At 71.4% G+C, this 23,251-nt stretch carries 23 protein-coding genes; 10 read left to right on the forward strand and 13 right to left on the reverse strand.

All coding sequences use genetic code 11. The features are described 5' to 3' along the window. Window positions 1-21: 21 nt before the first annotated feature. From ACH34S_RS18500 to ACH34S_RS18530, 7 genes are all read right to left on the reverse strand, one after another. Window positions 22-996, reverse strand: a complete 975-nt coding sequence (locus tag ACH34S_RS18500; RefSeq protein WP_395953893.1) for an STM4015 family protein — start codon at window positions 994-996, stop codon at window positions 22-24. Window positions 997-1,081: 85 nt separating this feature from the next. Beyond that, entirely contained in the window at window positions 1,082-1,873 is a 792-nt protein-coding gene (locus ACH34S_RS18505) for a MetQ/NlpA family ABC transporter substrate-binding protein (RefSeq protein WP_395953894.1), read from the reverse strand. A gap of 44 nt (window positions 1,874-1,917) precedes the next feature. Next, complete coding sequence (locus ACH34S_RS18510; RefSeq protein WP_395953895.1) at window positions 1,918-2,574, reverse strand: methionine ABC transporter permease; 657 nt, start codon at window positions 2,572-2,574, stop codon at window positions 1,918-1,920. Further along, a complete protein-coding gene (locus ACH34S_RS18515) occupies window positions 2,571-3,611 on the reverse strand; it encodes a methionine ABC transporter ATP-binding protein (RefSeq protein WP_395953896.1) in 1,041 nt (346 codons plus the stop codon). The genes ACH34S_RS18510 and ACH34S_RS18515 overlap by 4 nt, the downstream gene beginning before the upstream one ends. A 452-nt stretch (window positions 3,612-4,063) precedes the next feature. Next, window positions 4,064-4,921 (reverse strand): hypothetical protein, encoded by an 858-nt coding sequence (locus ACH34S_RS18520; protein ID WP_395953897.1) that lies wholly within the window; start codon window positions 4,919-4,921, stop codon window positions 4,064-4,066. After that, on the reverse strand, window positions 4,918-5,565 hold the full coding sequence (locus tag ACH34S_RS18525; RefSeq protein ID WP_395953898.1) for a response regulator: 648 nt from the start codon (window positions 5,563-5,565) through the stop codon (window positions 4,918-4,920). The genes ACH34S_RS18520 and ACH34S_RS18525 overlap by 4 nt, the downstream gene beginning before the upstream one ends. Further along, the gene (locus ACH34S_RS18530) at window positions 5,553-6,839 is read right to left on the reverse strand and encodes a histidine kinase (RefSeq protein ID WP_395953899.1); all 1,287 of its coding nucleotides are present in this window, start codon (window positions 6,837-6,839) and stop codon (window positions 5,553-5,555) included. Before ACH34S_RS18530 ends, ACH34S_RS18525 begins: the two co-directional genes overlap by 13 nt. A gap of 343 nt (window positions 6,840-7,182) precedes the next feature. Between ACH34S_RS18530 and ACH34S_RS18535 the strand changes: the two genes are divergently transcribed. The 4 genes from ACH34S_RS18535 (at window position 7,183) to ACH34S_RS18550 (ending at window position 9,973) form a co-directional block, all read left to right on the forward strand. Next, window positions 7,183-7,752: a hypothetical protein gene (locus tag ACH34S_RS18535; RefSeq protein ID WP_395953900.1), complete on the forward strand. Its 570-nt coding sequence runs from the start codon at window positions 7,183-7,185 to the stop codon at window positions 7,750-7,752. Between the two features lie 39 nt (window positions 7,753-7,791). Beyond that, window positions 7,792-8,373 carry a TetR/AcrR family transcriptional regulator gene (locus ACH34S_RS18540; RefSeq protein ID WP_395953901.1) on the forward strand — a complete coding sequence of 194 codons (582 nt, stop codon included), beginning with the start codon at window positions 7,792-7,794 and terminating at the stop codon, window positions 8,371-8,373. Window positions 8,374-8,459: 86 nt separating this feature from the next. Further along, the gene (locus tag ACH34S_RS18545) at window positions 8,460-9,209 is read left to right on the forward strand and encodes an SDR family NAD(P)-dependent oxidoreductase (protein ID WP_395953902.1); all 750 of its coding nucleotides are present in this window, start codon (window positions 8,460-8,462) and stop codon (window positions 9,207-9,209) included. Between the two features lie 71 nt (window positions 9,210-9,280). After that, window positions 9,281-9,973: a class I SAM-dependent methyltransferase gene (locus ACH34S_RS18550; protein WP_395953903.1), complete on the forward strand. Its 693-nt coding sequence runs from the start codon at window positions 9,281-9,283 to the stop codon at window positions 9,971-9,973. A gap of 10 nt (window positions 9,974-9,983) precedes the next feature. Here ACH34S_RS18550 and ACH34S_RS18555 read toward each other — a convergent pair whose 3' ends face one another. Beyond that, on the reverse strand, window positions 9,984-11,147 hold the full coding sequence (locus ACH34S_RS18555) for a lactate 2-monooxygenase (RefSeq protein ID WP_395953904.1): 1,164 nt from the start codon (window positions 11,145-11,147) through the stop codon (window positions 9,984-9,986). Between the two features lie 148 nt (window positions 11,148-11,295). Between ACH34S_RS18555 and ACH34S_RS18560 the strand changes: the two genes are divergently transcribed. Both ACH34S_RS18560 and ACH34S_RS18565 read left to right on the forward strand, forming a co-directional pair. After that, entirely contained in the window at window positions 11,296-13,785 is a 2,490-nt protein-coding gene (locus tag ACH34S_RS18560) for a DNA topoisomerase (ATP-hydrolyzing) subunit A (RefSeq protein WP_395953905.1), read from the forward strand. Window positions 13,786-13,813: 28 nt separating this feature from the next. Then, on the forward strand, window positions 13,814-14,380 hold the full coding sequence (locus ACH34S_RS18565) for a thioredoxin family protein (RefSeq protein WP_395953906.1): 567 nt from the start codon (window positions 13,814-13,816) through the stop codon (window positions 14,378-14,380). A gap of 71 nt (window positions 14,381-14,451) precedes the next feature. Here ACH34S_RS18565 and ACH34S_RS18570 read toward each other — a convergent pair whose 3' ends face one another. From ACH34S_RS18570 to ACH34S_RS18585, 4 genes are all read right to left on the reverse strand, one after another. Further along, on the reverse strand, window positions 14,452-14,832 hold the full coding sequence (locus tag ACH34S_RS18570) for a hypothetical protein (RefSeq protein ID WP_395953907.1): 381 nt from the start codon (window positions 14,830-14,832) through the stop codon (window positions 14,452-14,454). A 75-nt stretch (window positions 14,833-14,907) separates the two neighbouring features. Next, the gene (locus ACH34S_RS18575) at window positions 14,908-15,567 is read right to left on the reverse strand and encodes a response regulator (RefSeq protein WP_395953908.1); all 660 of its coding nucleotides are present in this window, start codon (window positions 15,565-15,567) and stop codon (window positions 14,908-14,910) included. A 17-nt stretch (window positions 15,568-15,584) separates the two neighbouring features. After that, entirely contained in the window at window positions 15,585-16,730 is a 1,146-nt protein-coding gene (locus ACH34S_RS18580) for a sensor histidine kinase (protein WP_395953909.1), read from the reverse strand. 124 nt (window positions 16,731-16,854) lie between these two features. Beyond that, on the reverse strand, window positions 16,855-18,945 hold the full coding sequence (locus ACH34S_RS18585) for a type IIA DNA topoisomerase subunit B (RefSeq protein WP_395953910.1): 2,091 nt from the start codon (window positions 18,943-18,945) through the stop codon (window positions 16,855-16,857). A 249-nt stretch (window positions 18,946-19,194) separates the two neighbouring features. Here ACH34S_RS18585 and ACH34S_RS18590 point away from each other — a divergent pair, with 249 nt between their 5' ends. The 3 genes from ACH34S_RS18590 to ACH34S_RS18600 all read left to right on the forward strand — a co-directional run bounded on the left by ACH34S_RS18590 (window position 19,195) and on the right by ACH34S_RS18600 (window position 21,517). Next, a complete protein-coding gene (locus tag ACH34S_RS18590) occupies window positions 19,195-20,097 on the forward strand; it encodes an ABC transporter ATP-binding protein (protein ID WP_395953911.1) in 903 nt (300 codons plus the stop codon). Then, window positions 20,094-21,167 carry an ABC transporter permease gene (locus ACH34S_RS18595; RefSeq protein ID WP_395953912.1) on the forward strand — a complete coding sequence of 358 codons (1,074 nt, stop codon included), beginning with the start codon at window positions 20,094-20,096 and terminating at the stop codon, window positions 21,165-21,167. Before ACH34S_RS18590 ends, ACH34S_RS18595 begins: the two co-directional genes overlap by 4 nt. A 119-nt stretch (window positions 21,168-21,286) precedes the next feature. Further along, entirely contained in the window at window positions 21,287-21,517 is a 231-nt protein-coding gene (locus tag ACH34S_RS18600) for a hypothetical protein (RefSeq protein WP_395953913.1), read from the forward strand. 191 nt (window positions 21,518-21,708) lie between these two features. Here the strand turns inward: ACH34S_RS18600 and ACH34S_RS18605 are convergent, their stop codons facing one another. Next, window positions 21,709-22,434 carry a GNAT family N-acetyltransferase gene (locus tag ACH34S_RS18605; RefSeq protein ID WP_395953914.1) on the reverse strand — a complete coding sequence of 242 codons (726 nt, stop codon included), beginning with the start codon at window positions 22,432-22,434 and terminating at the stop codon, window positions 21,709-21,711. A 23-nt stretch (window positions 22,435-22,457) separates the two neighbouring features. Here ACH34S_RS18605 and ACH34S_RS18610 point away from each other — a divergent pair, with 23 nt between their 5' ends. After that, window positions 22,458-23,204 carry a YaaA family protein gene (locus tag ACH34S_RS18610; RefSeq protein WP_395953915.1) on the forward strand — a complete coding sequence of 249 codons (747 nt, stop codon included), beginning with the start codon at window positions 22,458-22,460 and terminating at the stop codon, window positions 23,202-23,204. The last annotated feature ends 47 nt before the right edge of the window (window positions 23,205-23,251 follow it).

Raw genomic sequence — 23,251 nt, forward strand, 5'->3', positions numbered from 1 at the left:
GTCCGGCGGTGGGGATCTGCGTCATTCGGACACCGCGATGTAGTGCCAGTCGCCGTCCGGCTTCTCCTGCTCGTCCAGGTCGACCTCGACGCCGGGCAGCGCGGCCTTCACCCGCTCCACCATGGCGTCCGACAGGAAGTGGTGGTGCAGGTCGAGCTTGCGCAGGTGGGTGAGCGGCTGGCCGGACAGCAGCGCCTCCGCGCCCTGGTCGGTGAGGATGCCCATCGCGAGGCTGAGCGTCTCCAGCCGCGCCACGATGGGCGCGCCCGCGACCGCCGCCGCGATCTCGTCCTGGATCTCGCTGTCCTCCAGGCCGAGGTGGCGCAGCGCCGGGAACCGCTCGCCGCCGAGGAACGGGCCGAGGTCGGCGACGGTCGAGTCGCCGCCGTAGTTCTCCTCGCCGAGCCACAGGTCGAGGTGCTCCAGGTTCGGCAGCTCGCTCGCCCCCACGGCCTGGACGACATGCCCCGGCAGCCCGCCCGACTCGAACCGCAGCACCTTCAGCCGCTCGTTCTTCACCGGCTCGAGCGTCAGCCCCTGCGAGCCGCGGACCTCGAACCGCTCCAGCTCGGGGAACGCGGTGAACAGCGGCGAGATGTCGGAGAGCTCGATCCAGGAGATCTCCGACTCCTCGCCGGTGATGTCGCCGAGGAACAACGCCTTCAGCTTCGGGAAGGACGCGGCGGCCTCGCACAGCAGCGCGACCGGGTCGGCGACGTCGTCGTCATAGGAGGCGCCCCAGTAGCCGATGATCAGCGCCGTGATCTCGGTGGTGTCGATCGTCCGCAGGAACCGGGCGAAGATGTCCGCGAACGGCTCCTCGCTGAAGGACGTCCCGACGTACCAGGCCGCCTCGGCCGCGGGCGGGAAATCTCCGGCGGGCGCCGCGCCGCGGCCGTCGTCCTCCTCCTCGGCGTCGTCGTCCACCCCCGTCTCCTCGTTGAACGTGGCCACCGGCAGGCCGGCGTACTCCTCGAGGTGCTGGTAAACGCCCATGGGGTCCCCCTTCGCGAGCTAGATCGTCGGCCCTGTCCTATCAGGAGCGACGGACAGTACGCGCGATTTCCCGCGTTTCCCGCCTTTAGGACGCGACGAGCACCGACCCCTTGTACTTGTCCTCGACGAACTTCTTGACCTCGGGGCCCCGCAGCAGTTGGACGAGCTTCTTCACACGCGGGTCGTCCTTGTCCTCCGGCAGGGTGACGACGCCGTTGGCGTACGGGTTGCCCTCGGGCTTCTCGGCGGCGAGCGCGTCCTTGTTCGGCGCGAGACCGGCCTCGATCGCGTAGTTCCCGTTGATGACCGAAAGGTCGACGTCGTCCAGCGAGCGGGGCAGCTGCGCGGCCTTCAGGGGCCTGATCTTCAGGCCCTTCGGGTTGCTCGCGATGTCGCGTTCCGTCGCGGTGGCGGGCGCGTCCGGCTTCAGCGTGATGAGGCCGTTTCCGGCCAGCAGCTTGAGCGCGCGTCCCTCGTTGGCCGGGTCGTTCGGGACGGCGACGGTCGCGCCGCGCGGCACGGCCCGCAGGTTCGTCACCTTCTTCGAGTACACGCCGAGCGGTTCGAGGTGGACGGGCGCGACGAACGACAGCGTCGTCCCGGACTTCTTCTCGAACTCCTCCATGAACGGCACGTGCTGGAAGTAGTTGGCCGTGACCTGCTTCTCCTTCAGCGCGGTGTTCGGCTGCTGGTAGTCGCTGAACGTCACGACGTCGATCTTCAGCCCGGCCTCGGCCGCCAGATTGTCCTTGACGTAGGTCAGGATGTCGCCGTGCGGGACGGGGTTGACCGCGACCTTCAGCGGGGCGTCCGGATCGTCCGACGCCGCCGACGAGCCGCAGGCCGTCAGGCCCGCGAGGAGACCGACGGAGGCCAATGCGACAGTGATCTTGCGTAGCACGACAGGTGCCTTTCTCTGCGTTACCTGTGGGTCAGGCGGCGGGCCACGAGGTCCCCCGCCCACTGGATGATCAGGACCAGGACGATCAGCAGCGCCACGGTGGCGACCATGACCTTGGTCTCGAAGCGCTCGTAGCCGTAGACGACGGCGAGGTTGCCGAGCCCGCCGCCGCCGACCGTCCCGGCCATGGCCGTGTAGCCGATCAGGGCGATCACGGTGACGGTCAGCCCGGACACCAGGCCCGGCCGCGCCTCGCGCAGCAGGACCTTGCCGACGATCTCCCGGCGGGTGGCGCCCATCGCGTCCGCCGCGGCGAGTACGCCCGGGTCCACCTCGCGCAGCGCGATCTCGACGAGCCGCGCGTAGAACGGGATGGCGCCGACGGTCAGCGGGACGATCGCGGCCGCGTTCCCGATGCTGGTGCCGACGATCGTCCGGGTGAACGGGATGATCGCCACCATCAGGATCAGGAACGGCAGCGACCGCCCGATGTTGACGACCACGCCGAGCACCTTGTTGACCGGCGGCGCGGGCAGCAGCCCGCCGCGCTCGGTGACCACCAGCAGCACCCCGAGCAGCAGCCCGAAGACCGCGGTGAACAGCGTCGCCACACCGGTCATGTAGAGGGTGTCGACCGTGGCGGGCCACAGCAGCGGGGTGACCTCGTCCCAGCTCATCGGGCGTCCTCCTCGGCATCGTCACGGGCGGGCCGGGGGTCGGGGGCGGGGGCCGGGGTCTTCACGGTGACGGTCAGGCCGGATTCGCGCAGGTAGGCGAGTTGGGTCGCGTTCAGGGTCGGGTCGCCCGGGAGTTCCAGCTGGAGGCGTCCGACGCGTTCGCCGGCGACGGTCTCGATGGCGCCGCCGAGGATGTTGACGTCCAGGGAGTACTTGCGGGCCAGCGCCGACACGAACGGCTCGTCGGTGGCGCCGCCGACGAACGTGACCTCGATGAGCGTGTGACCGTCACGGGGTTCGGCGGGCGGCAGCGGGAACAGGCCGCGGGCCAGCTCGGAGCCCGAGCGGGCGAGCAGCTCGGTCACCGGGCCCTGTTCGGTGAGGCGGCCGTCCCGCATGACGGCGGCCGAGTCGCAGATGCTCTTGACCACGTCCATCTCGTGGGTGATCAGCAGGATCGTGAGGCCGAGCCGGCGGTTGAGGTCGCGCAGCAGGTCCAGGATCGACGCGGTCGTCTCCGGGTCGAGCGCGGACGTGGCCTCGTCCGACAGCAGCACCTTCGGGCGGCCGGCGAGGGCGCGGGCGATGCCGACGCGCTGCTTCTGCCCGCCGGAGATCCGCGCCGGGTACGCCTTCGCGTGCTCGGTGAGCCCGACGAGGTCCAGCAGCTCGGCGACGCGGCGGGCCCGCTCGGCGCGCGGGACGCCCATGACCTCCAGCGGGAACGCGACGTTGCCGGCGACGGTGCGGCTGCCGAGCAGGCCGAAGTGCTGGTGGATCATGCCGATGCCCTGGCGGGCCCGGCGCAGCTCGCCGCCGCGCAGGGTGCGCAGGTCCCGGCCGTCGATCACCACGCGGCCCGCGTCGGGGCGTTCCAGCAGGTTGACGCAGCGCAGCAGCGTGCTCTTGCCGGCGCCGCTGCGGCCGAGGACGCCGAACACCTCGCCCTGGGCGACGGTCAGGTCGACGCCGTCGACGGCGGTCACCTCGCGGCCGTGGCCGCGGTACACCTTTCGAAGCTTTTCGATCTGAATCACAGGGAATCAATCCATGCGGACGGGAGGCCGCCGGTCAGGGCCGGGCGGCGCGTGAACAGGTCGGGACGCACCAGGGCGCGCCCGGCACACGGTGCCGGGCGTGGGGTGGGCTCAGCTCAGGACAGGCCCGGCGGGTACGGGGCGTGGCTCAGCAGGTGGCGCTCGAAACTCATGCGTGGCTCGCGTGTCGGGATTCGCTCGCTTCGGGGCGCGAGGCTCTCAGGCAGGGGCCCTCAGCGTTCACACATTCGACAGCCGCACATACGCCGCATGGCCCGCGAAGTCTGCGGGCGGTGCTCAAGGCACAGGCGTACGGAGCTCATGTCAGCAGTTAACCCGCTCCACACCCATGACGCAAATCCGGACGGTGTGGCCGCCGTCACTGAACGATGTTCATCCATCCGGCCTTTCCGCCCGGTCCGTGCCCGCGCGGAAAGGCCGGACGAAAACGGTCACTCCTCGTCGCGATAGTCGAGGTAGCTGTCGCCCGAGCCGCTGCGGACGGAGATCTGGCGCGGCGAGCGATCGTCCAGGACGGCCTTGTTGAGGTGGGCCGAGCCCGAGCCCGTCCAGCCGACGACGCGGTACACCGACCCGGGCGGGACGATGATCTTGAGCGTGCCGGAGTCGGCGGCCGTCTCCACCAGGTCCGGCGGCTCGGCGAAGCGCAGGTCGAGGCGGCCGGAGGACACCTCGGCGCGGACCACCGGCGACGCCAGCCCGGTCGCCACGACCGCGCCCGAACGGGCCCGCAGCCACAGCCGTCCGCGCACGTCCGCGGCCCTTACCTCGCCCGAGCCCGTCCGCAGGTCGAGGTCGCCGCTCAGCTCCCGCACGCTGATCCGCCCGGAGCCCGACACGGCCGTCACCCGCGTCCCGCGCGGGACCCGGACGTCGATGTCCGCGCCGCATCCCCGGCCGCTGACCAGGCCGGATCCGTTGCAGCGGAACGCGATCACCAGGACGCCGCCCACCACCTTCTCGGTCATGTCCGGTTTGCGGAGACCCCAGCTGAGCCGCTTGTAGATGCGCGCCTCGCCGTCCGGGCCCGGCCCGACCGACACCTCGGCGCCGCCGGCGTCGAGCCGCAGCTCCTTGATCGCGTGCGTGAAGGCGGTGTCGGACATCGCCGTCTGCCGGATGGCGTGCCCCCACGCCTTGAGACCGGCCGGCACCACCAGGGCGAGCGCGGTCACGATCGCCAGGACGATCCAGATCCCGCGCCGGCGAGGGCGTCCGGGGACCGCTGGGGGCCCGGCCGGGTCTCGCGGCGCGGTCCGGGCGGCCGGTCCGGTGCCGGGGACGGTCACGGCTCACCGTCCAGGAAGCGGAGGACGGCGAGCACGCGGCGATGGTCGCCGTCGGTGTGCGGGAGGTCGAGCTTCGCGAAGATGTTGTTGATGTGCTTGGCGACCGCGCTCTCGCTCACCACCAGCGCCGCCGCGATGCCCGCGTTGGAGCGGCCCTCCGCCATCACCGCCAGGACCTCCCGCTCGCGCGGGGTGAGCCGGTCGAGCGGGTCGCGGTGGCGGCGCAGCAGCAGCTGGGAGACGACCTCGGGATCGAGCGCGGTGCCGCCGGACGCGACCCGCCGCAGCGCGTCCAGGAACACCGACACGTCCGCGACCCGGTCCTTGAGCAGGTAGCCGATGCCGCGGGTGCTGGCGGCCAGCAGGTCCGCCGCGTACCGCTCCTCCACGTACTGGGACAGCAGCAGGACGGCCACCTCCGGCGACTCCTGCCGCATGACCAGCGCCGCCCGGACGCCCTCGTCGGTGAAGCCGGGCGGCATCCGGACGTCCACGATCGCCGCGTCCGGGCTGTGCTCGCGGACGGCGGCGAGCAGCCCCTCGGCCTCGCCGACCGCCGCCGCGACCTCGAACCCGGAGGTCTCCAGCAGCTTGATCAGCCCGGCCCGGAGCAGGACGGAGTCCTCGGCGATCACAACGCGCACGGCAGCTCCACGGTGACGGTCGTCGGTCCCCCGGCGGGGCTGGTGATGCGGAACGTGCCGTCCACGGACCGGACGCGCCGCGCCAGCCCGGCCAGCCCCGTCCCGCCGGACGGGTTCGGGCCGCCGGCCGGGTCGGCGCCGCCCTTGCCGTTGTCGGTGACGCTCACGTGCAGCGTGGCGCCGCGCCGGGTCACGGCGACGTCCACCTCGGTGGCGCGGGCGTGCTTGACCACGTTGGTGAGGGCCTCGGACACGACGAAGTACGCGACGGCCTCGACGGTGGACGAGGCGCGCGGCTCGACCTCGACCCGCAGCCGGACGGGCAGCGGCACCCGCGCGGCGACGCCGGACAGCGCCGCATCGAGCCCGCGGTCCTCCAGGACGGCCGGGTGCAGGCCGCGGATCAGGGTGCGCAGCTCGGTCAGCGCCTCCTTGGCCTCCTCGTGCGCCTCGACGATCACCTGCATGGCCTCGTCCGGGACGCCGCGGAGGGTCTCCCGCGCCAGCCCGAGGTTCAGCGCGAGCGAGACGAGCCGCTGCTGCGCGCCGTCGTGCAGGTCCCGCTCGATGCGGCGGCGTTCGAGGTCGGCGGCGTCCACCACGCTGGCGCGCTTCTCGGCCAGGTCCTCGACGCGCCGCTCCAGCTCCTTCGCGCGGTCGGGGCCGAGCAGCGCGGACGCGGCGCGGGCGTCGAGGCGGCGGACGCCCGCCGCCGCCCACGGCGCCGCCACGAGCAACAGCACACCGACCCCCGTCAGGGCGGCGATCCGCGCCGGATGGGTCGTCGGGTTCAGCGGGCTGGACTCCGGCAGCGCCCACCCGTACACGCCGGAAACGGTGAGGACGGCGCCGCTCGCCCACGTCGCGATGACGCCGATCCCGCCGAGCGCGAGGAGCGGCCCGGCGGCCATGTGGTACTGCAGGACCCGCCACAGCTCGGGCGAGCGCACGTCGCGGAGCGCGTCGCGCAGCAGCCCGTCGTCGAAGCCGGGCATCCGCGGGATGTGCAGGCCCAGCATCGCCCAGCAGCGCTCCCGCTGCCAGGACGTGAGCGGCCGCAGCACGAGCAGCACCAGGACCACCGACGCGCACGCCGTGATCAGGATCTCCACCGAGTTCCCCGGCGACCAGAGCATCCGGATCGAGCCCGCGATCAGCCATCCGGCGACCTGCAGCGGCACCCCGGACGCGACGAACGCGGTGTCGCGCCACGCCGCCGCCGACCACGGAGCGTACACGCGGGCACGCGGCGCGATCAGGGAGGTGGTTGCCATGGAGCAACCGTATTGCCCTGTTTCGCGGGCCACCAGGAACCGAGCCTCACATGCCGTGGTGAACCTAATGCCACCATCGCGCCGGGTATGCGAGGCACTGATGGTGATGTCCGCGTCGCCGGATCGAACGTGTATGAAGGCCCGATGACGGGCGCATGGCAAACCAGGGACGGGAGTGCGCCAGGCAGGTGAAAGCAGACGAGCCGGACCTCTAGAGTGTGTCCGACGTGGGGCCCTCTAGCGCGAGGACCCCTCGCCCCACCTGCACGGACGTCCTCCCAACGCGAACGCCCCGGTCACCCGGCTCACGTGAACGCCCTGCACGATCCAGAGGTCCCCCGACATGAACGACCAAGAGGTGCGCGAGGAGTGCATGCGCCTCCTCAGGGACGGCCTGCCCGACCCTTCCCCCGCCGCCCGCGACGACGGACGGGACTTCCTTCCGCTCGGTCTCGACATGGACGGCGACGTCGCCGTTGTCACGTTCCTGCACCGGTGGGGCGACGCGGCGCCCGGCTTCATCGAGGGCTGGACGTTCCACCGCCGCGACGGCGAGTGGATGGAGCTCGGCGGCGCCGGCGGCTCGGCCCCCGAAGAGCCCCTGGCCCGCCGCTCGTCCGGTGAGATGGGCCGCTACCTGCTGAAGTACGGGTCGGGCCGGACGGTCCGCAACGCGGGCCGGCTGCTTCCGTGGGGCGCGAAGTGGGTGAACGAGGCGCGGCTGCGCGCGTCGGCTGAGGTCGCGCGGATCCGGGTCGGCAAGCGGCTGCTGGACGTCACCGCGCACGGCCACGTCGCCGTCGTGTGGGGAGCGCGCCACGGCCCGCTCGTCGAGGCCCTCGCCGCGGACGGGTCGGTGCTGGACGCCCTGGATCTCGACCGTCCGGCCGTCCCCGCCCGCCCCCGGCTCTGATATTTGACCGATCGTTCCCGATAGGGTTATCGTCCCGGCATGGCACGGACGAAGGAGTTCGACCCGGACGAGGCCCTCGGCCGCGCCCTGGACCTGTTCTGGGAGCGCGGTTACGAGGCGACCTCCATGGCCGATCTCGTGGCACGGCTCGGTGTCGCCCGCGCCAGCATCTACGCGACGTTCGGCGGCAAGCACGAGCTGTACCTGAAGGCGTTCGAGCACTACCTGCGCACGACGGACCCGTCGGTCGCGGAGGCGGTGTCGCAGCCGGGCCCCGTCCTGCCGCAGGTCCGGGCACTGGTCGAGGCCTATGCGGCGGAGTCGTCCCGGGATCGGCCGAGACACGGCTGCTTCGTCGTCAACACGGCGGTGGAACTGGCCGCCCGCGATCCGGAGGCCGCCCGCCTGGTCGAGGCGAGCTGGACGTTCCTGGAGGCGTCGCTCACCTCCGCGCTGACCCGCGCCCGCGCGCAGGGCGAACTGCCCGGCGACCGTGACCCGCGCGCGCTGGCCCGGTTCCTGGTCGTGTTCCTCCAGGGCCTGCGGGTGCTGGGCCGCGCCCCCGCCGACGACGACCGCATCCGCGACGCGACCCGCGAGGCCCTCGCCATCTTCGGCTGATCTTCCCTGCCTTCCCGCAGGGCGGGGCTTTCCGCGCCCTAATTCAAGAACGATCGATCTAGATTCTGAGAGACTGGAGACAGGCCATGACCTTCGACGGCAGGACCGTGCTCATCACCGGCGGCGCGGGCGGCATCGGCCGCGGCATCGCACACGGCTTCGCCCGCGAGGGCGCCACGGTCGTCCTCGCCGGACGCGACGAGACCGCGCTCACCGACGCGGTCAAGGAGATCGGCCCCGAACGCGCCGCCCACATCGTCGCCGACGTGACCGACACCTCCGGCGTCGCCCGGATGGTGGAGACCGTCGCGGCACGCCACGGCGGCCTCCATGTCGCGGTCAACAACGCCGGGATCCTCGGCGCGACCGGGCCGCTCGCCGATGTCGGCGAGGCCGCCTGGGACGACGTCCTCGCGGTGAACCTGACCGGCGTGTTCCTGTCGATGAAGCACGAGATCGCGCACATGCGCGGCAACGGCGGCGGGTCGATCGTCAACGTCGCCTCCAACATCGGCGCGCACGTCCGCCGTCCCGGGCTGGCCGCCTATGCGGCGTCCAAGGCGGCGGTCAGCGCGCTGACCCGCGCGGCGGCCCTCGACCACATCGCCGACGGCGTCCGGATCAACGCCGTCAGCCCAGGCGCCAGCGACACGCCCATGTCGCTGCTCCCCGGCGAGACCCGTGCCGAGCGCGCGGAGCGGATGCGCACGGCCGCCCCGTCCGGACGCGTGGCCGACACGTCGGAGGTCGCCGAGACGGTGCTGTGGCTGGCGTCGGACGCGTCGAGCCACGTGGTGGGGCACGATCTCGTCGTCGACGGCGGCGCCTCCGCCTGACTCCCCGGGGCGGCCCCCGATGTGACCCCCGGTGACGCTTTTCAAAGCGGTCGACAGGGCAGACTCCGTCCATGGCCCTCACACCCGACTACGACTCCGACCCGGAGCGTTTCCGCCTCGCCTCCAGGGTCACCGGGAAGTACCTGATCGGGGCGCGGAGCCTCCATGACCACATCGCCGCGAAGCTGCTGAACGGCGGGCCGTCCCACGTCCTGGACATCGGCTGCGGGGAGGGCGCGCTCAGCGACGCCCTCCCCGACCCGCCGCCGTTCCGGCTGGTGGGGCTGGACGCGTCCGCCGCCCTCCTGCGCGCCCATCCGGCACCGCGCGTCCGGGCCGACGCGCTGCGCCTGCCGTTCCGGGACGGCACCTTCGACGCCGCCGTCGCCGTGAACATGCTCTACCACCTGGACGATCCCGGTCTCGCGCTGCGCGAGGCCCGCCGCGTCCTCGCGCCCGGCGGCATGCTCCTCGTCACCGCGATCTGCCGGACCGACAGCCCCGAACTGTCGCCCGTCTGGCGTCCCGAGCCGACCACGTTCGACGCCGAGGACGCCCCGGCGCGCGTCTGCGAGGTGTTCGGCGAGGTCGAGGTGGAGCGGTGGGACGCGCCGCTGATCACGCTGCCCGACCACGACGCCGTCCGCGACTACCTGGTCGCCCGCCACATGCCCCGGTCGCAGGCGGCCGAGGCGGCGCGGCGGCTCCGGACGCCCCTCCCGGTAACGAAACGCGGAAGCCTCGTCCTGGCCCGCCGCCTCTGACGACCGCCCGTTAGCCGCGTACGAGGATTTCCGGATTCAGTTCGTCCGGACGGGTGAAGCCAGAGAGCGCCAGCGTCAGTTCCAGTTCTGCCTGGAGGCAACGCAGGACGTGCTGTACGCCAGCCTCACCCGCGAGCGCCAGCCCATAGGCGTACGGGCGCGCGACGAGCACCGCCTCGGCGCCGAGCGCGAGCGCCTTGGCGATGTCCGATCCCGTGCGGATTCCGCTGTCGAAGAGCACCGTCGCCTGGTCGCGGACGGCGTCGACCACGCCGGGCAGCGCGTCGAGGGAGGCGACGGCGCCGTCCACCTGCCGTCCGCCGTGGTTGGAGACGATCACGCCGTCCATGCCCGCGTCGACGGCCTGGCGTGCGTCGTCGGGATGCTGGATGCCCTTCAGCGCGATCGGGCCGTCCCAGTGCTCGCGCAGGAAGATCAGGTCGTCCCAGGTCAGGGCGGGGTTCCCGAAGTTGGCGACCCAGTGCAGGATCGCCTGGTCCCGGTTGGCGTCGGTGATCGGGCCGCCGACCATGCCCTGGAACACCGGGTCGCTGACATAGTTCGCGACGCCGATGCCGCGCAGGAACGGCAGGTACGCCTGGTCGAGGTCCCGGGGACGCCACGCCAGCGTGAACGTGTCCAGAGTGACGACGAGCGCCGTGTAACCGGCCGCCTTAGCCCGCTCCAGGAAACTGACGGCGAGATCCCGGTTCTTCGGCCAGTACAGCTGGTACCAGCGCGGCCCGCCGCCGTTCGCCTCCGCCACGTCCTCGATGTTGTGCGAGGACGCCGTGCTCAGCACCATCGGCACGCCCTCCGCAGCCGCCGCCCGCGCGACGGCCAGCTCACCCTCGGGATGGACGATCGACAGAACACCGATGGGCCCGAGCACCACCGGGGATGGCATCGCGGTGCCGAGCACGTCCACCGACAGGTCGCGGTGGGTCACGTCCCTGAGCATCCTCGGCACGATCCGCCAGCGGTCGAACGCCGCGCGGTTGGCCCGCGCGGTCGCCTCGCTGCCCGCCGCGCCCGCCACGTACCCGAACGCCCGCGCCGACAGCGACCCCTCGGCGAGGCCCTCCAGCCTCGTCAGATCGGTCGGCAGCGCCGGGACGACGTCGCCGAGCCCCTGCAGATAGATCGAGTTCTGGAAGTCGGCCAGCGCGCTCAAGGAAGCCTCCACCTGCGATGATCCGAAACCGTCCCGCACCAATGTGCCAGTTCTGCCGAGGTGACGGAACGGCACCGATTCGGCGAACCGGGCGCCACACCGGCTGGGGCGGGCGAAAGATGTCCTTGGGACCGGCCAGAATATGGGCATGGCACGACGCGGATCCCAGGCACCTCCCCCGCCGCCGGACTTCGAAGAGAACATCGTCGACGTCGATGTCTCCGACGAGATGCGCGGCAGTTACCTCGAGTACGCCCTCTCGGTCATCTACCAGCGGGCGCTTCCGGACGTGCGCGACGGGCTGAAGCCCGTCCAGCGCCGGATCCTGTACTCGATGAACGAGATGGGGCTGCGCCCCGACCGCGGGCACGTCAAGTGCGCCCGCGTCGTCGGCGAGGTCATGGGCAAGCTGCACCCGCACGGCGACAGCGCGATCTACGACGCGATGGTGCGGATGGCGCAGTCCTGGGCGATGCGGATGCCGCTGGTCGACGGGCACGGCAACTTCGGCTCGCTCGGCGGCGACGACATGCCCGCCGCCATGCGGTACACCGAGGCGCGCCTGTCCCGCGAGGCGATGCTGATGGTCGCCTCCATCGACGAGGACACCGTCGACTTCCGCCCGAACTACGACGGGCAGGAGCGCGAGCCCGAGGTCCTCCCGGCGGCGTTCCCGAATCTGCTGGTGAACGGCGCGTCCGGCATCGCGGTCGGGATGGCGACGAACATGGCGCCGCACAACCTCGGCGAGGTCATCGCCGCGGCCCGGCACCTGATCGACCACCCGGACGCCACGCTCGACGACCTGATGCGCCACGTCCCCGGCCCCGACCTGCCCACCGGAGGCAAGATCGTCGGCCTGGACGGCATCCGCGACGCCTACGCCAACGGCCGCGGGACGTTCCGCACCCGCGCGACCACGACCATCGAGAACGTCACGCCCCGCCGTAAGGGCATCGTGGTCAGCGAGCTGCCGTACTCCGTCGGCCCGGAGCGCGTCAAGGCCAAGATCAAGGAACTGGTCAACGCGAAGAAGCTCCAGGGCATCGCCGACCTGAAGGACCTCACCGACCGCAACGTCGGCCTCCGCCTCGTCATCGAGGTCAAGAACGGGTTCAACCCCGAGGCCGTCCTCCTGGACCTCTACAAGCTGACGCCGATGGAGGAGACCTTCGGCATCAACAACGTCGCGCTCGTCGACGGCCAGCCGCGCACGCTCGGGCTCCGCGACATGCTGCAGGTGTACGTCGACCACCGCATCGACGTCGTCCGCCGCCGCTCGATGTTCCGCCGCAAGAAGCGCGAGGACCGCCTCCACCTCGTGGACGGCCTGCTCATCGCGCTCCTCAACATCGACGAGGTCATCCAGGTCATCCGGCAGAGCGACGACGCCGCGCAGGCCAAGCAGCGCCTGATGCAGATCTTCGAGCTGTCCGACATCCAGGCCCAGTACATCCTCGACACGCCGCTGCGCCGCCTCACCCGCTACGACCGGCTCGAGCTGGAGAAGGAGAAGGAGCAGCTCGCCAAGGAGATCGCTCAGCTGACCGCGATCCTCGAATCGGAGCGCAAGCTGCGCGGCGTCGTGTCCAAGGAGCTCGGCGAGGTCGCCAAGGAGTTCGCGACCCCGCGCCGGACGATCCTGCTCGAATCGTCCGGGCAGACCGCGGTGTCGGCCGTCCCGCTGGAGGTCGCGGACGACCCGTGCACGGTGCTGCTGTCGTCCACCGGCCTGATGGCCCGCACGCACGAGGCCGGCCCGCTGCCCGACAGCGGCCCGCGTGCCGCGCACGACGTGCTGACGTCCGTCGTCCCCGCCACGGCGCGCGGGCAGGTCGGCGCGGTGACGTCGCACGGCCGCATGATCCGCGTGGACGTTCTCGACCTGCCGACGCTGCCGTCGTCCGCGACGCCGCCGTCCCTCGCGGGCGGCGCGCCGGTCACCGAGTACGTCGACCTCGAACCGGACGAGACGGTCGTGGGCATCGCGGCCGTCACCGACGAGGGCGGCGGCCTCGCCCTCGGCACCGCGCAGGGCGTGGTCAAGCGGGTCGTCCCCGACTTCCCCGCCAACCGCGACGAGTTCGAGGTCATCGGCCTCAAGGACGGCGACCGCGTCGTCGGCGCCGTGCACCTCCCGTCCGACGACCAGCACCTCGTCTTCATCACCTCCGACGCGCAGCTGCTGCACTTCGCGGCCTCGAACGTCCGGCCGCAGGGCCGCGCGGCGGGCGGCATGGCGGGCATCAAGCTCGGCGCGGACGCCCGCGTCCTGTGGTTCGGCGCGATCGACCCGTCCCGCGAGGCCCGCGTCATCACCGTGTCCGGCTCGTCGTCCGCGCTGCCCGGCACCCAGACGGGCGCGATCAAGCTCGCCGACTTCGCCGACTTCCCGTCCAAGGGGCGCGCGACCGGCGGCGTCCGCGCGCACCGCTTCCTCAAGGGCGAGGACGTCCTGCTCCAGGCGTGGGCGGCGCCGACCCCCCTGCGCGCCGCGGCGGCCAACGGCAGACCGGCCATGCTGAACGTGACCCTGGGACGCAGGGACGGCTCGGGCGAGAAACTCGACACCCCGCTCACCGCCATCAGCGGCCCCCTCGGCCCGCCGCCCCCGGAGGAGGACGAGCCCGAGGAATGAGCCCGGGCGGGTGCGTCACAATGGCGGCATGCCGATCGCATCGTTCATGGTTCCGCTCGGGTCCCCGGTTCCGGCGTTCAGCCTTCCGTCCATCGACGGCGGAACGGTGTCGCACGACGACTTCCCTGAGGCGTCCGCCCTGCTGGTGGCGTTCCTGTCCAACCACTGCCCGTACGTGCGGCGCGTCGAGACGGCCGTCGGCGCCCTCACCGCCGAGTACGCGGCCAAGGGCCTCGCGACGGTCGCCGTGGGCAGCAACGACGTCGTCAACTATCCCGACGACGGCGCCGAGCACCTGCGCGAACAGGCCGGACGCGCCGGGTTCACGTTCCCCTACCTGGTGGACGAGTCGCAGGAGACGGCACGGGCGTTCCGCGCCGCCTGCACGCCCGACTTCTTCCTGTACGACCGGGAGCGGCGGCTCGCGTACCGGGGCGAGTTCGACGGTGCCCGCCCCCGCAACGACGTCCCGGCGGACGGCGCGACGCTCAGGGCCGCGCTCGATCTGGTGCTGGCGGGAAAGGCCGTGCCCGAGCCGCACACGCCGAGCCTCGGCTGCGGAATCAAATGGAAGCCGGGAAACGAGCCGGTGTAATACACCCCTCGTAATCACACAGGCCGAATCACACCGCTTGAAATCACAGCGCTTGAATCACACCGTCCGTGTTACGCCGGTGTGGCCTCACCCTCGCGCGGGCGCGGCAGCACGATGGTCTCGACGTTCCTCGGCCGCAGGCAGCGTTCGGCGGCCGCCGCCAGCCCTTCGAGCAGGTCGGACGGCCCGCCGCCGGCATCGTCGTAGTGCCAGAAACGGACCAGTCTCTCGCCCTCGGGACCCGGGTTGAAACAGCCCATGGTGAAGCATCCGGCAACGGCCATACGGACGATGACGCGCGCGCTCTCGTCCAGTTGCATCACGTAGGCGGCGGCGTCGATGAGACCGATCGCGGCACGGGCGTTGCGGCCGTCGTCACAGGGGTCGGGACGGTTGATCCGCCATTGCGCGTACGGGCGCAGGTAGTCCGCGATCATGCAGGTTCTGAGCACGCTCTTCATGGTCCCGGCCGCCCGGACGCGCCCGCTCGGCCCTTGACCGAGATCTTGCACCGCGGTGATCGACGATCAACCGGCGAGGCCGTGCCTGAACGCGTAGGTCACGGCCTGCGCCCGGTCGCGCAGGTTCGCCTTGGCGAACAGGTTGTTGATGTGCGTCTTGACGGTCGCCTCGGAGATGAACAGATCGCCGGCGATCTCGGCGTTGGAGCGTCCCCGCGCGATCAGGGCGAGGACCTCGGCCTCGCGGGGCGTGAGCCCGTCCGGCAGCCCGTCGCGGCCGGCGCGGCGGGGCCGGTCGCCGGTCGCGACGGCCTCCACCAGACGGCGCTGGACGGCCGGATCGAGCTGGGCCGCTCCCCCGCGAACGGCGGCGATGGCCCGTGCGATCTCGTCCGCGCCGGCGTCCTTGGTGAGGTAGCCGCGGGCCCCGGCGCGCAGCGCGGCGAAGATCGACTCGTCGTCGGCGTAGGTGGTCAGGACGACGATCTCCACGTCCGGATGGGCCGCCTTGATCCGGCGGGTCGCCTCTACGCCGTCCATCCGCGGCATCCGCAGGTCCATCAGCACGACGTCCGGGCCCAGCTCCGCGACCATCGCCACGGCCTGCTCGCCGTCCCCGCAGGCCCCGGCCACGTCGAGGCCGGGCAGGAGTTCGAGCAGCAGCACCAGCCCCTCGCGCACGACGGTCTGGTCGTCGACGACCAGGATCCTCGTCTTCTCGCTCACCGCGGCCCCGCCTCCCGTCACACCGGCACCCGGAGGGACACGCGGAATCCGCCGCCGTCCGGGCCGGTCACCAGCGTCCCATCGATCAGTTCGGCGCGCTCCCGCATCCCCACCAGCCCGTACCCGCCGCCGCCCAGTTCCAGGACGGGTTCCGTGGCGCCGCTATCGGTCACTTCGAGCTCGACCCTGTCGCTCAGGTACCGCAGGACAACCTGTGCGTGCGCGCCGGGAGCGTGTTTGCGGACGTTCGTGAGCGCCTCCTGCGCTGTGCGGACCACCGCAAGCCCCGCCTGGGGCGACAGTTCGCGCGGTGCACCCGTCACCTGCACGTCGCAAGGACGGCCCGTGCTCGCGTGGAACTCCTCGGCAAGCTCCGCGATGACCTCCTTGGGCTCCGGGATCTCCCCGCGAAGCGTGGCCAAGGCCCGCCTGGTCTCGTCCAGGCCCGAGCGGGCGAGGTTCCGCGCGCGCTCTACCCGGTCCAGTGCCTGCACACGGTCACCGTCCCGGGACAGCAGCAGGCGCGCCCCCTCCAGATGGACGATCTGCGCCGACAGCGAATGGGCGAGGATGTCGTGGATCTCCCGCGCGATGTGCGACCGTTCGGCGAGCACGGCGTTGGCGGCCTCCGCGCGGCGGGTCGCCTCCTGCGCGGCCATCCCCTGGCTGCTCGCGGCGGCGCCCAGGGTCACGCCCATGAACGCGATCAGCAGCCCGAGATCGGCGCCGTCGTCCCGGAACAGCGCGCCGAGGACGCTCACCGTGAGGACCGTCGCGCCGCTCGCGGCGATGCCCACGAGCAGCGGCAGCCGGAAGAACAGCGCCCAGAGAGCGATCATCGCGACGACGAAGCCGCCGCCGAAGTCGGGCTCGATCCCGTAGAACGTGACCGAGGCCGTCACGGCGCCCACCAGCAGGGCGATCGACGCCGCCCGCCACCGCGACTCCTTCTGCCGGCCGACGCGCACGCCGCCGACCAGCAGGAGGATCATGACGACGTTCAGGACGGTGATGGCCAGGCCGACCCCGTGCAGCGCCGGCGGGTCCTCGGAGTCGAACAGGGCCCGCACGTACGCGACCAGCGCCCATGCCAGCAGGACGGTGACGATGGCCGCCATCGCGTACCGCTCGATCAGCGACGTTCTACACTTCGCGGACTTCACGCTACGAAACTATGGGACGAGGGCGGCGCCGGGGATCGGCGTCAGGCTGGAAACACGCCCTCCACCGCCCTCCACCGCCAGGTGGACACCCCCGGCGCGCGTCGGGGGCGCGCCCGGGGCGGTGTCAGACGTCGATGCGTTCGGCGTCGAGTTCGGACGCGCCCGCGGTGATGAACGCGCGCCGCGGGGCCACGTCGCTGCCCATCAGCAGCTCGAAGATCTTGGCGGCCTCGTCGGCGTCCTCCACGCGGATCCGGCGCAGCATGCGGTGGCGCGGGTCCATGGTGGTCTCCGCGAGCTGGTCGGCGTCCATCTCACCGAGGCCCTTGTAGCGCTGCACCGGCTCCTTCCAGCGCTGGCCCTTGCGCTCGAACTCGACCAGCTTGCGGGTCAGCTCGCCGTCGCTGTAGCAGTAGACGTACTTGTCCTGCCCCTTCTTGGGCTTGACCAGCTCGATGCGGTGCAGCGGCGGGACGGCGGTGTAGACGCGCCCCTCCTCCAGCATCGGCCGCATGTAGCGGTACAGCAGCGTGAGCAGCAGGGTGCGGATGTGGGAGCCGTCGACGTCGGCGTCGGCCATCAGGATGATCCGGCCGTAGCGGGAGGCGTCGATGTCGAACGTGCGGCCCGACCCGGCGCCGATGACCTGGATGATCGCGGCGCACTCGGCGTTCTTGAGCATGTCGGCGACGGACGCCTTCTGCACGTTGAGGATCTTGCCGCGGATCGGCAGCAGCGCCTGGAACTCGGAGTCGCGGGCGAGCTTGGCGGTGCCGAGCGCCGAGTCGCCCTCGACGATGAACAGCTCGCTGCGGTCGTCGGCCGTGCGGCAGTCGACGAGCTTGGCGGGCAGCGCCGAGTTCTCCAGGGCGTTCTTGCGGCGCTGGTTGTCGCGCTGGGTGCGGGCGGCGATGCGGGTCTTGGCGGCGCCCGCGATCTTCTCCAGGACGGCCCGCAGCGGCTGCTTCTGCCCGCGCGGCGGGTTCTCGAAGATCGCGCGCAGTTCCCGCAGGACGACCTGGGACACGATGCGGGTCGCGGCGGACGTGCCGAGGACCTCCTTGGTCTGCCCCTCGAACTGCGGCTCCGGAAGCCGGACGGTCACGACCGCGGTGAGCCCCTCCAGGACGTCTTCCTTCAGGACGTCCTCGTCGCCGTTCTTCAGCAGCTTCGTCGCCCGGAGCTGCTCGTTCAGCACCTTCAGCACGGCGCGGTCGAAGCCGCGGACGTGGGTGCCGCCCTTCGGGGTGGCGATCACGTTGACGAACGACTTGGTGATCGTGTCGTAACCGCTGCCCCAGCGCAGCGCGATGTCGACCTCGAGGTCGCGTTCGACGTCGGTGGGCGTGAGGTGGCCCTGGTCGTCGAGGACGGGGACGGTCTCGGTGAAGTGGCCGCGGCCCTGGAGCCGCAGGACGTCGACGATGGGGGCGTCCTTGGCCAGGTAGGCGCAGAACTCGCTGATGCCGCCGTCGAACCGGAACGTCTCGTCGAGGATCTCCTCGCCGCGCTCGTCGCGGACGTCGATGGTGAGGCCGGGGATGAGGAACGCGGTCTGCCGCATCCGGTCGAGGACGAGGGACTGCTCGACCGTGGCCTCCTTCAGGAAGATCTGCAGGTCGGGCCAGAAGCGGACGCGGGTGCCGGTGACCTTCTTGGCGACCTTGCGGATCTGCCGCAGCCCGGACTTCTTCTTGAACCGGGCGTTCGGGCGGCCGTCGTCGGCGAACTCGCCGGGCAGGCCGCGCCGGAAGCTGATGGCGTGGGTGTGGCCGTCGCGGTCGACCTCGACGTCCAGCCGCGCGGACAGCGCGTTCACCACGGACGCGCCGACGCCGTGCAGCCCGCCCGACGCCGTGTAGGACACCCCGCCGAACTTGCCGCCCGCGTGCAGCCGCGTCATGACCAGCTCGACGCCCGGCAGGCCCGTCTTGGGCTCCAGGTCGACCGGGATGCCGCGGCCGTTGTCGGCCACCTCGAAGGACCCGTCGGCGTGCAGCGTCACGCTGATGTGGGTGCAGTAGCCGGCGAGGGCCTCGTCGACGCAGTTGTCGACGATCTCCCACAGGCAGTGCGCGAGGCCCCGGCTGTCGGTCGACCCGACGTACATGCCGGGTCGCTTGCGCACGGCCTCCAGGCCCTCCAGCACCGAGAGGTGCCGGGCGGAGTAGCCGTGCGGGTCTTCGGTGGTCGCTTCAGCGGTCGCAGCGGTCAACGTGCCTGTGCTCCTCGGGGGTGGGACGGTCGGCAGCAGGGTACCCCCGGTCGCCGACAATCCTCCGAAAGGCTCGCCGCCGCGGACGTTCCGGCACATCCGTGCGGCGGTTCCTGACGGTTCGCCAGGCTACCCGCAACGCCGCCGCCCGGTTCCCCCATCCGATACGTCTCCACTCGCACTCCGATGGACGAACGTCCACCTTTGGTCGGGTGCGTCCGCTACAGGCGGTTGCATATGGTCCTGCGCATGGCGCTAACGATCGAGGTCACGGGCCTCCGCAAGCGGTACGGGGACGTCCGGGCGGTGGACGGGGTGACGTTCGGCGTCGAGGAGGGCGAGTTCTTCGGGATCCTCGGTCCGAACGGCGCCGGCAAGACGACGACCCTGGAGATCATCGAGGGGCTGCGGGAGGCGGACGAGGGCGAGGTGTCGGTGCTCGGCCTGTCCCCGTGGCCGCGCAATCCCAGGCTGCTGTCCCGGATCGGCGTCCAGTTGCAGGCGTCGTCGTTCTTCGAGCGCCTGACGGCGCGCGAGCAGCTGCGCACGTTCGGCTCGCTCTACGGCGTCCGCTCGGACAAGGCCGACGCGATGCTTGAGCTGGTCGGGCTCGGCGACAAGGCGGACGTCCGGGTGGAGAAGCTGTCGGGCGGCCAGGCGCAGCGCCTGTCCATCGCGTGCGCGCTCGTGCACGACCCGGAACTGGTGTTCCTGGACGAGCCCACCGCCGCCCTGGACCCGCAGGCCCGCCGCAACCTCTGGGACGTCCTGCGTGAGATCAGCACAGAAGGCCGCACGATCGTCCTGACCACGCACTACATGGACGAGGCAGAGGTTCTCTGCGACCGCGTGGCCATCATGGACTCGGGCCGCATCCTCAAGCTCGGCCCACCGGCAACCCTGGTGCGCGGCCTGGACGTCCCGGCCAGGATCAGCGTCGCGAGCGGCGTCCTGGGGGTGGAGGACGCACGGAACCTGCCGGAGGCCGACGAGGCCGTCGACGACGGCGTCTCGCTGACCATCTCCACCCGCGACCCGTCCGCCGTGGTCGCGGCCATGGCGGCCAAGGACGCGCTCGACGGCGTCCAGATCCGCGGCGCCACCCTGGAGGACGTCTTCCTGGACCTCACGGGACGGGAGTACCGGGCATGAGCACCTACGAGAGCTTCAAGAGCCTCTCCAGGGCCATGTTCCTCGGCTTCCAGCGGGACCGGACCGCGATGTTCTTCACGGTGCTGTTCCCCTTGATGTTCCTGGTCGTCTTCGGCGGGATCTTCGGTCATCAGACGACGTCCAAGGTGGAGGTACGGGAGATCGGCAGGTCGTCGATCCTGGACCAGGCCGTCGCCCAGGGCGGGGCCGAACTCGGCGAGTTCCTGAAGGTCACCAGGACGTCCGACCGGGCGGGCGCCCTGCGCGACGTGGAGAAGGGCGACACGGACGCGGCGGTCGAGCAGCGCGGCAACGAGCTGATCGTCCACTACTCGGCGGCGGACCAGGTCAAGTCGGGGACCGTCCGGGGGCTGATGAACTCGATCGTCCAGTCGGCGAACATCGACGCCACCGGCCGGGCGCCCGCCTACACGATCTCCGATCAGCGGGTGGAGGACGACTCCCTCGGCGCCATCCAGTTCTTCACGCCCAGCCTGCTGGGCTGGGCGCTCGCGTCGGCGGGCGTCTTCGGGGCCTCGCAGACGCTGGTGTCGTGGCGGACCAAGGGCATCCTGCGCCGCCTCCAGCTCTCCCCCGCACCGATACCCACCGTGTTCGCCGCGCGCGTGGCGGTCAGCCTCGCCATCGCGCTCGTGCAGTTCGCGCTGTTCGTGCTGGTCGCCCAGCTGCCCATGTTCGGGTTGCAGCTAGGGGGCGCCTGGTGGATGGCCATCCCGATGGTGCTGTCCGGAGTGCTCGCCTTCCTGTCGATCGGGATGCTGATCGGCGCGTGGGCCAAGACACAGGAGACGGCCCAGGCGGTGACGCAGCTCGTCGTCCTGCCGATGGCGTTCCTTGGCGGCTCGTTCTTCCCGCTGGACGCCTCGCCGGGCTGGATGAGGGCCGTCTCCTACGTCTTCCCGCTGCGGTACCTCAACGAAGGGATGCTCAACGTGATGGGCCGCGGTCTCGGGCCCGCGTCCGCATTGCCGCACATAGCCGTCCTGCTGGGCGTCGCGGTCGTCGGCGGGCTCATCGCCATGCGGCTGTTCCGCTGGGACGACGCCTAATGTGATGTCGGTCACTTATTGGGCCATTCTGCTGTGGGCGTACGAAGAACCAGGTTGGGAACGTCAGCGTCGGGTTAGATGTTGTCCTAAGTACCGACCCCGAGCATGAGGAAGGTGCCGTGACTGGAGCCCTTGCCCCAACCAAGCCGCTGACCGTCGCCGACCGATGCGACCGATGCGGCGCTCAGGCCTACGTCCGTGCAGTCCTTGTAGGCGGCGGCGACCTTCTGTTCTGCGCCCACCACGGACGCAAGTACGCAGAGGCCCTCCGTGCCAACGGGGCCGACATTCAGGACGAGACCGACCGGCTCATCGAAACCCCGGTCGCCGCTCCGGACGACGAGCGGTGATCCCCACATAGCAGCAACCCTGAACGGCGGCCACCGGAGACGGTGGCCGCCGTTCGCATTCCGCCGTTCGGCTCGCCCCGCCGGCTCTCCCGGAGCACATTCGCCGCCACTCCGCCCGGTAATTAAATGATCGCGTAACGTATCAGATAATGGCCGGTCGAGTGGGGTGGACCACCGGACCGGTCGGATCGTCAGCCGTTCGTGACATTCTTCACGCGGTAGTGATAGCCGCTGACGTGCGCGAACCCCTCCGCCTCGTACATCGCCCGCGCGGGAGCGTTCCGCTCGACGACGACCAGGTAGGCCCGCTCGCAGCCCTGCTCGCGCCCCCAGCCGAGCAGTGCGCGCAGAACGCGCCGCCCCAAACCGCGCCTGCGCGCTTCTGGAGCGACGGCCATCGCGTACACACCGAGCCACTTCCCCTGGGGAACGCCGCGCCCTACGGCGACGCCGTCCAGTGACGCGTAGGCCGCAGGTACTCCGGTGAGGATCTTCTCCGCCATCGGCAGCTGGTGGTCGAAGCGCCCGTCCACCGACCACCACAGGTCCAGCCACTCCCTGGACGGCGCCTGCGCGATCTCCACCCCGTCAGGCTCATAGGGCCCTGCCATGTCCGCCACCATGGCGAGCGTCGGATCCACCAGCTCGTAGCCGCGTCCCTCCAGGAACCCGTCGAGTTCCGCAGGCCTCGCCTGAGCGTCGATGGAGAACACGGTCGGAAGGCCCATGGCGGCGTAGAAGCGCTCCGCCTGATCGACGGCTTGTCCCACGTCCCCTGGATCGTCCAGGGGCAGGACGGAGTTGGCCCGCTTGGTCACCCCTCCGGCGTGCCGCAGCAGCCACCCGCCCATATCCTGGGTGGACGGCGCGGGCCACGCCTCGGCGACCAGCCTGCCGACCTCTGGGAACCGCGTCATCCGTTACCGCTTTCGGGGGGATCGTGCACATCCTGCTGCCACCGTCGGAGAAGAAGGCTACCGATGGAGACGGCCCGCCCCTCGACCTGGGCTCGCTGAGCTTCCCCGGCCTCAACCCGGCGCGCGAACGCGTCCTGAAGGCGCTCATACGCGCGAGCGGGCGCAAGAACGCGGCGAAGGTGCTCGCCCTTCCGCCGGGCCAGGCCGACGAGGCCCTGGCCCGTAACCTGGCCCTGCGTGAGGCGCCGACGCTGCCCGCGGCGCGGCTTTACACGGGCGTCCTGTACGACCACCTGAACCTGGCCGAACTCGACGCGACGGCCGCCGCCGAGCAGATCATCGTCTTCTCGGGGCTGTGGGGCGCGCTGCGGCTCACCGACCAGGTCCCGCCCTACCGGCTGGCCATGGCGGTGTCGCTGCCCCCTGCCGGCCGTCTGGGCACGCTGTGGCGCCCGCCCATGCGCAAGGCCCTGCGACTGGACGACGACCTGATCGTCGACATGCGCTCCGGGCCCTACGCGTCGGTGTGGAAGGCGCCGCCTGAGCGGGCCGTGGCCGTGCGGGTGTTCCGTGAACGCGTCGTCGGCGGGGTGCCGAAGCGGACCGTCGTCAGCCACATGGCGAAGGCGACGCGCGGGCAGATCGCGCACGACCTCCTCAAGGCGGGCGCCGCGCCGCGCACCCCGGACGCGCTGCTGAAGGCCGTCGCCGACCTCGGCCACACCGCCGAACTCAACGGCGCGAACCTCGACATCGTCCTCCCCGACTGACCACACGAAACAGGGCCCCCTGCCGGGGGCCCTGAACGCGTGTTGCA

Source organism: Actinomadura sp. 3N508, assembly GCF_044326375.1.
In the GTDB taxonomy this organism is placed as follows: Bacteria; Actinomycetota; Actinomycetes; order Streptosporangiales; family Streptosporangiaceae; genus Spirillospora.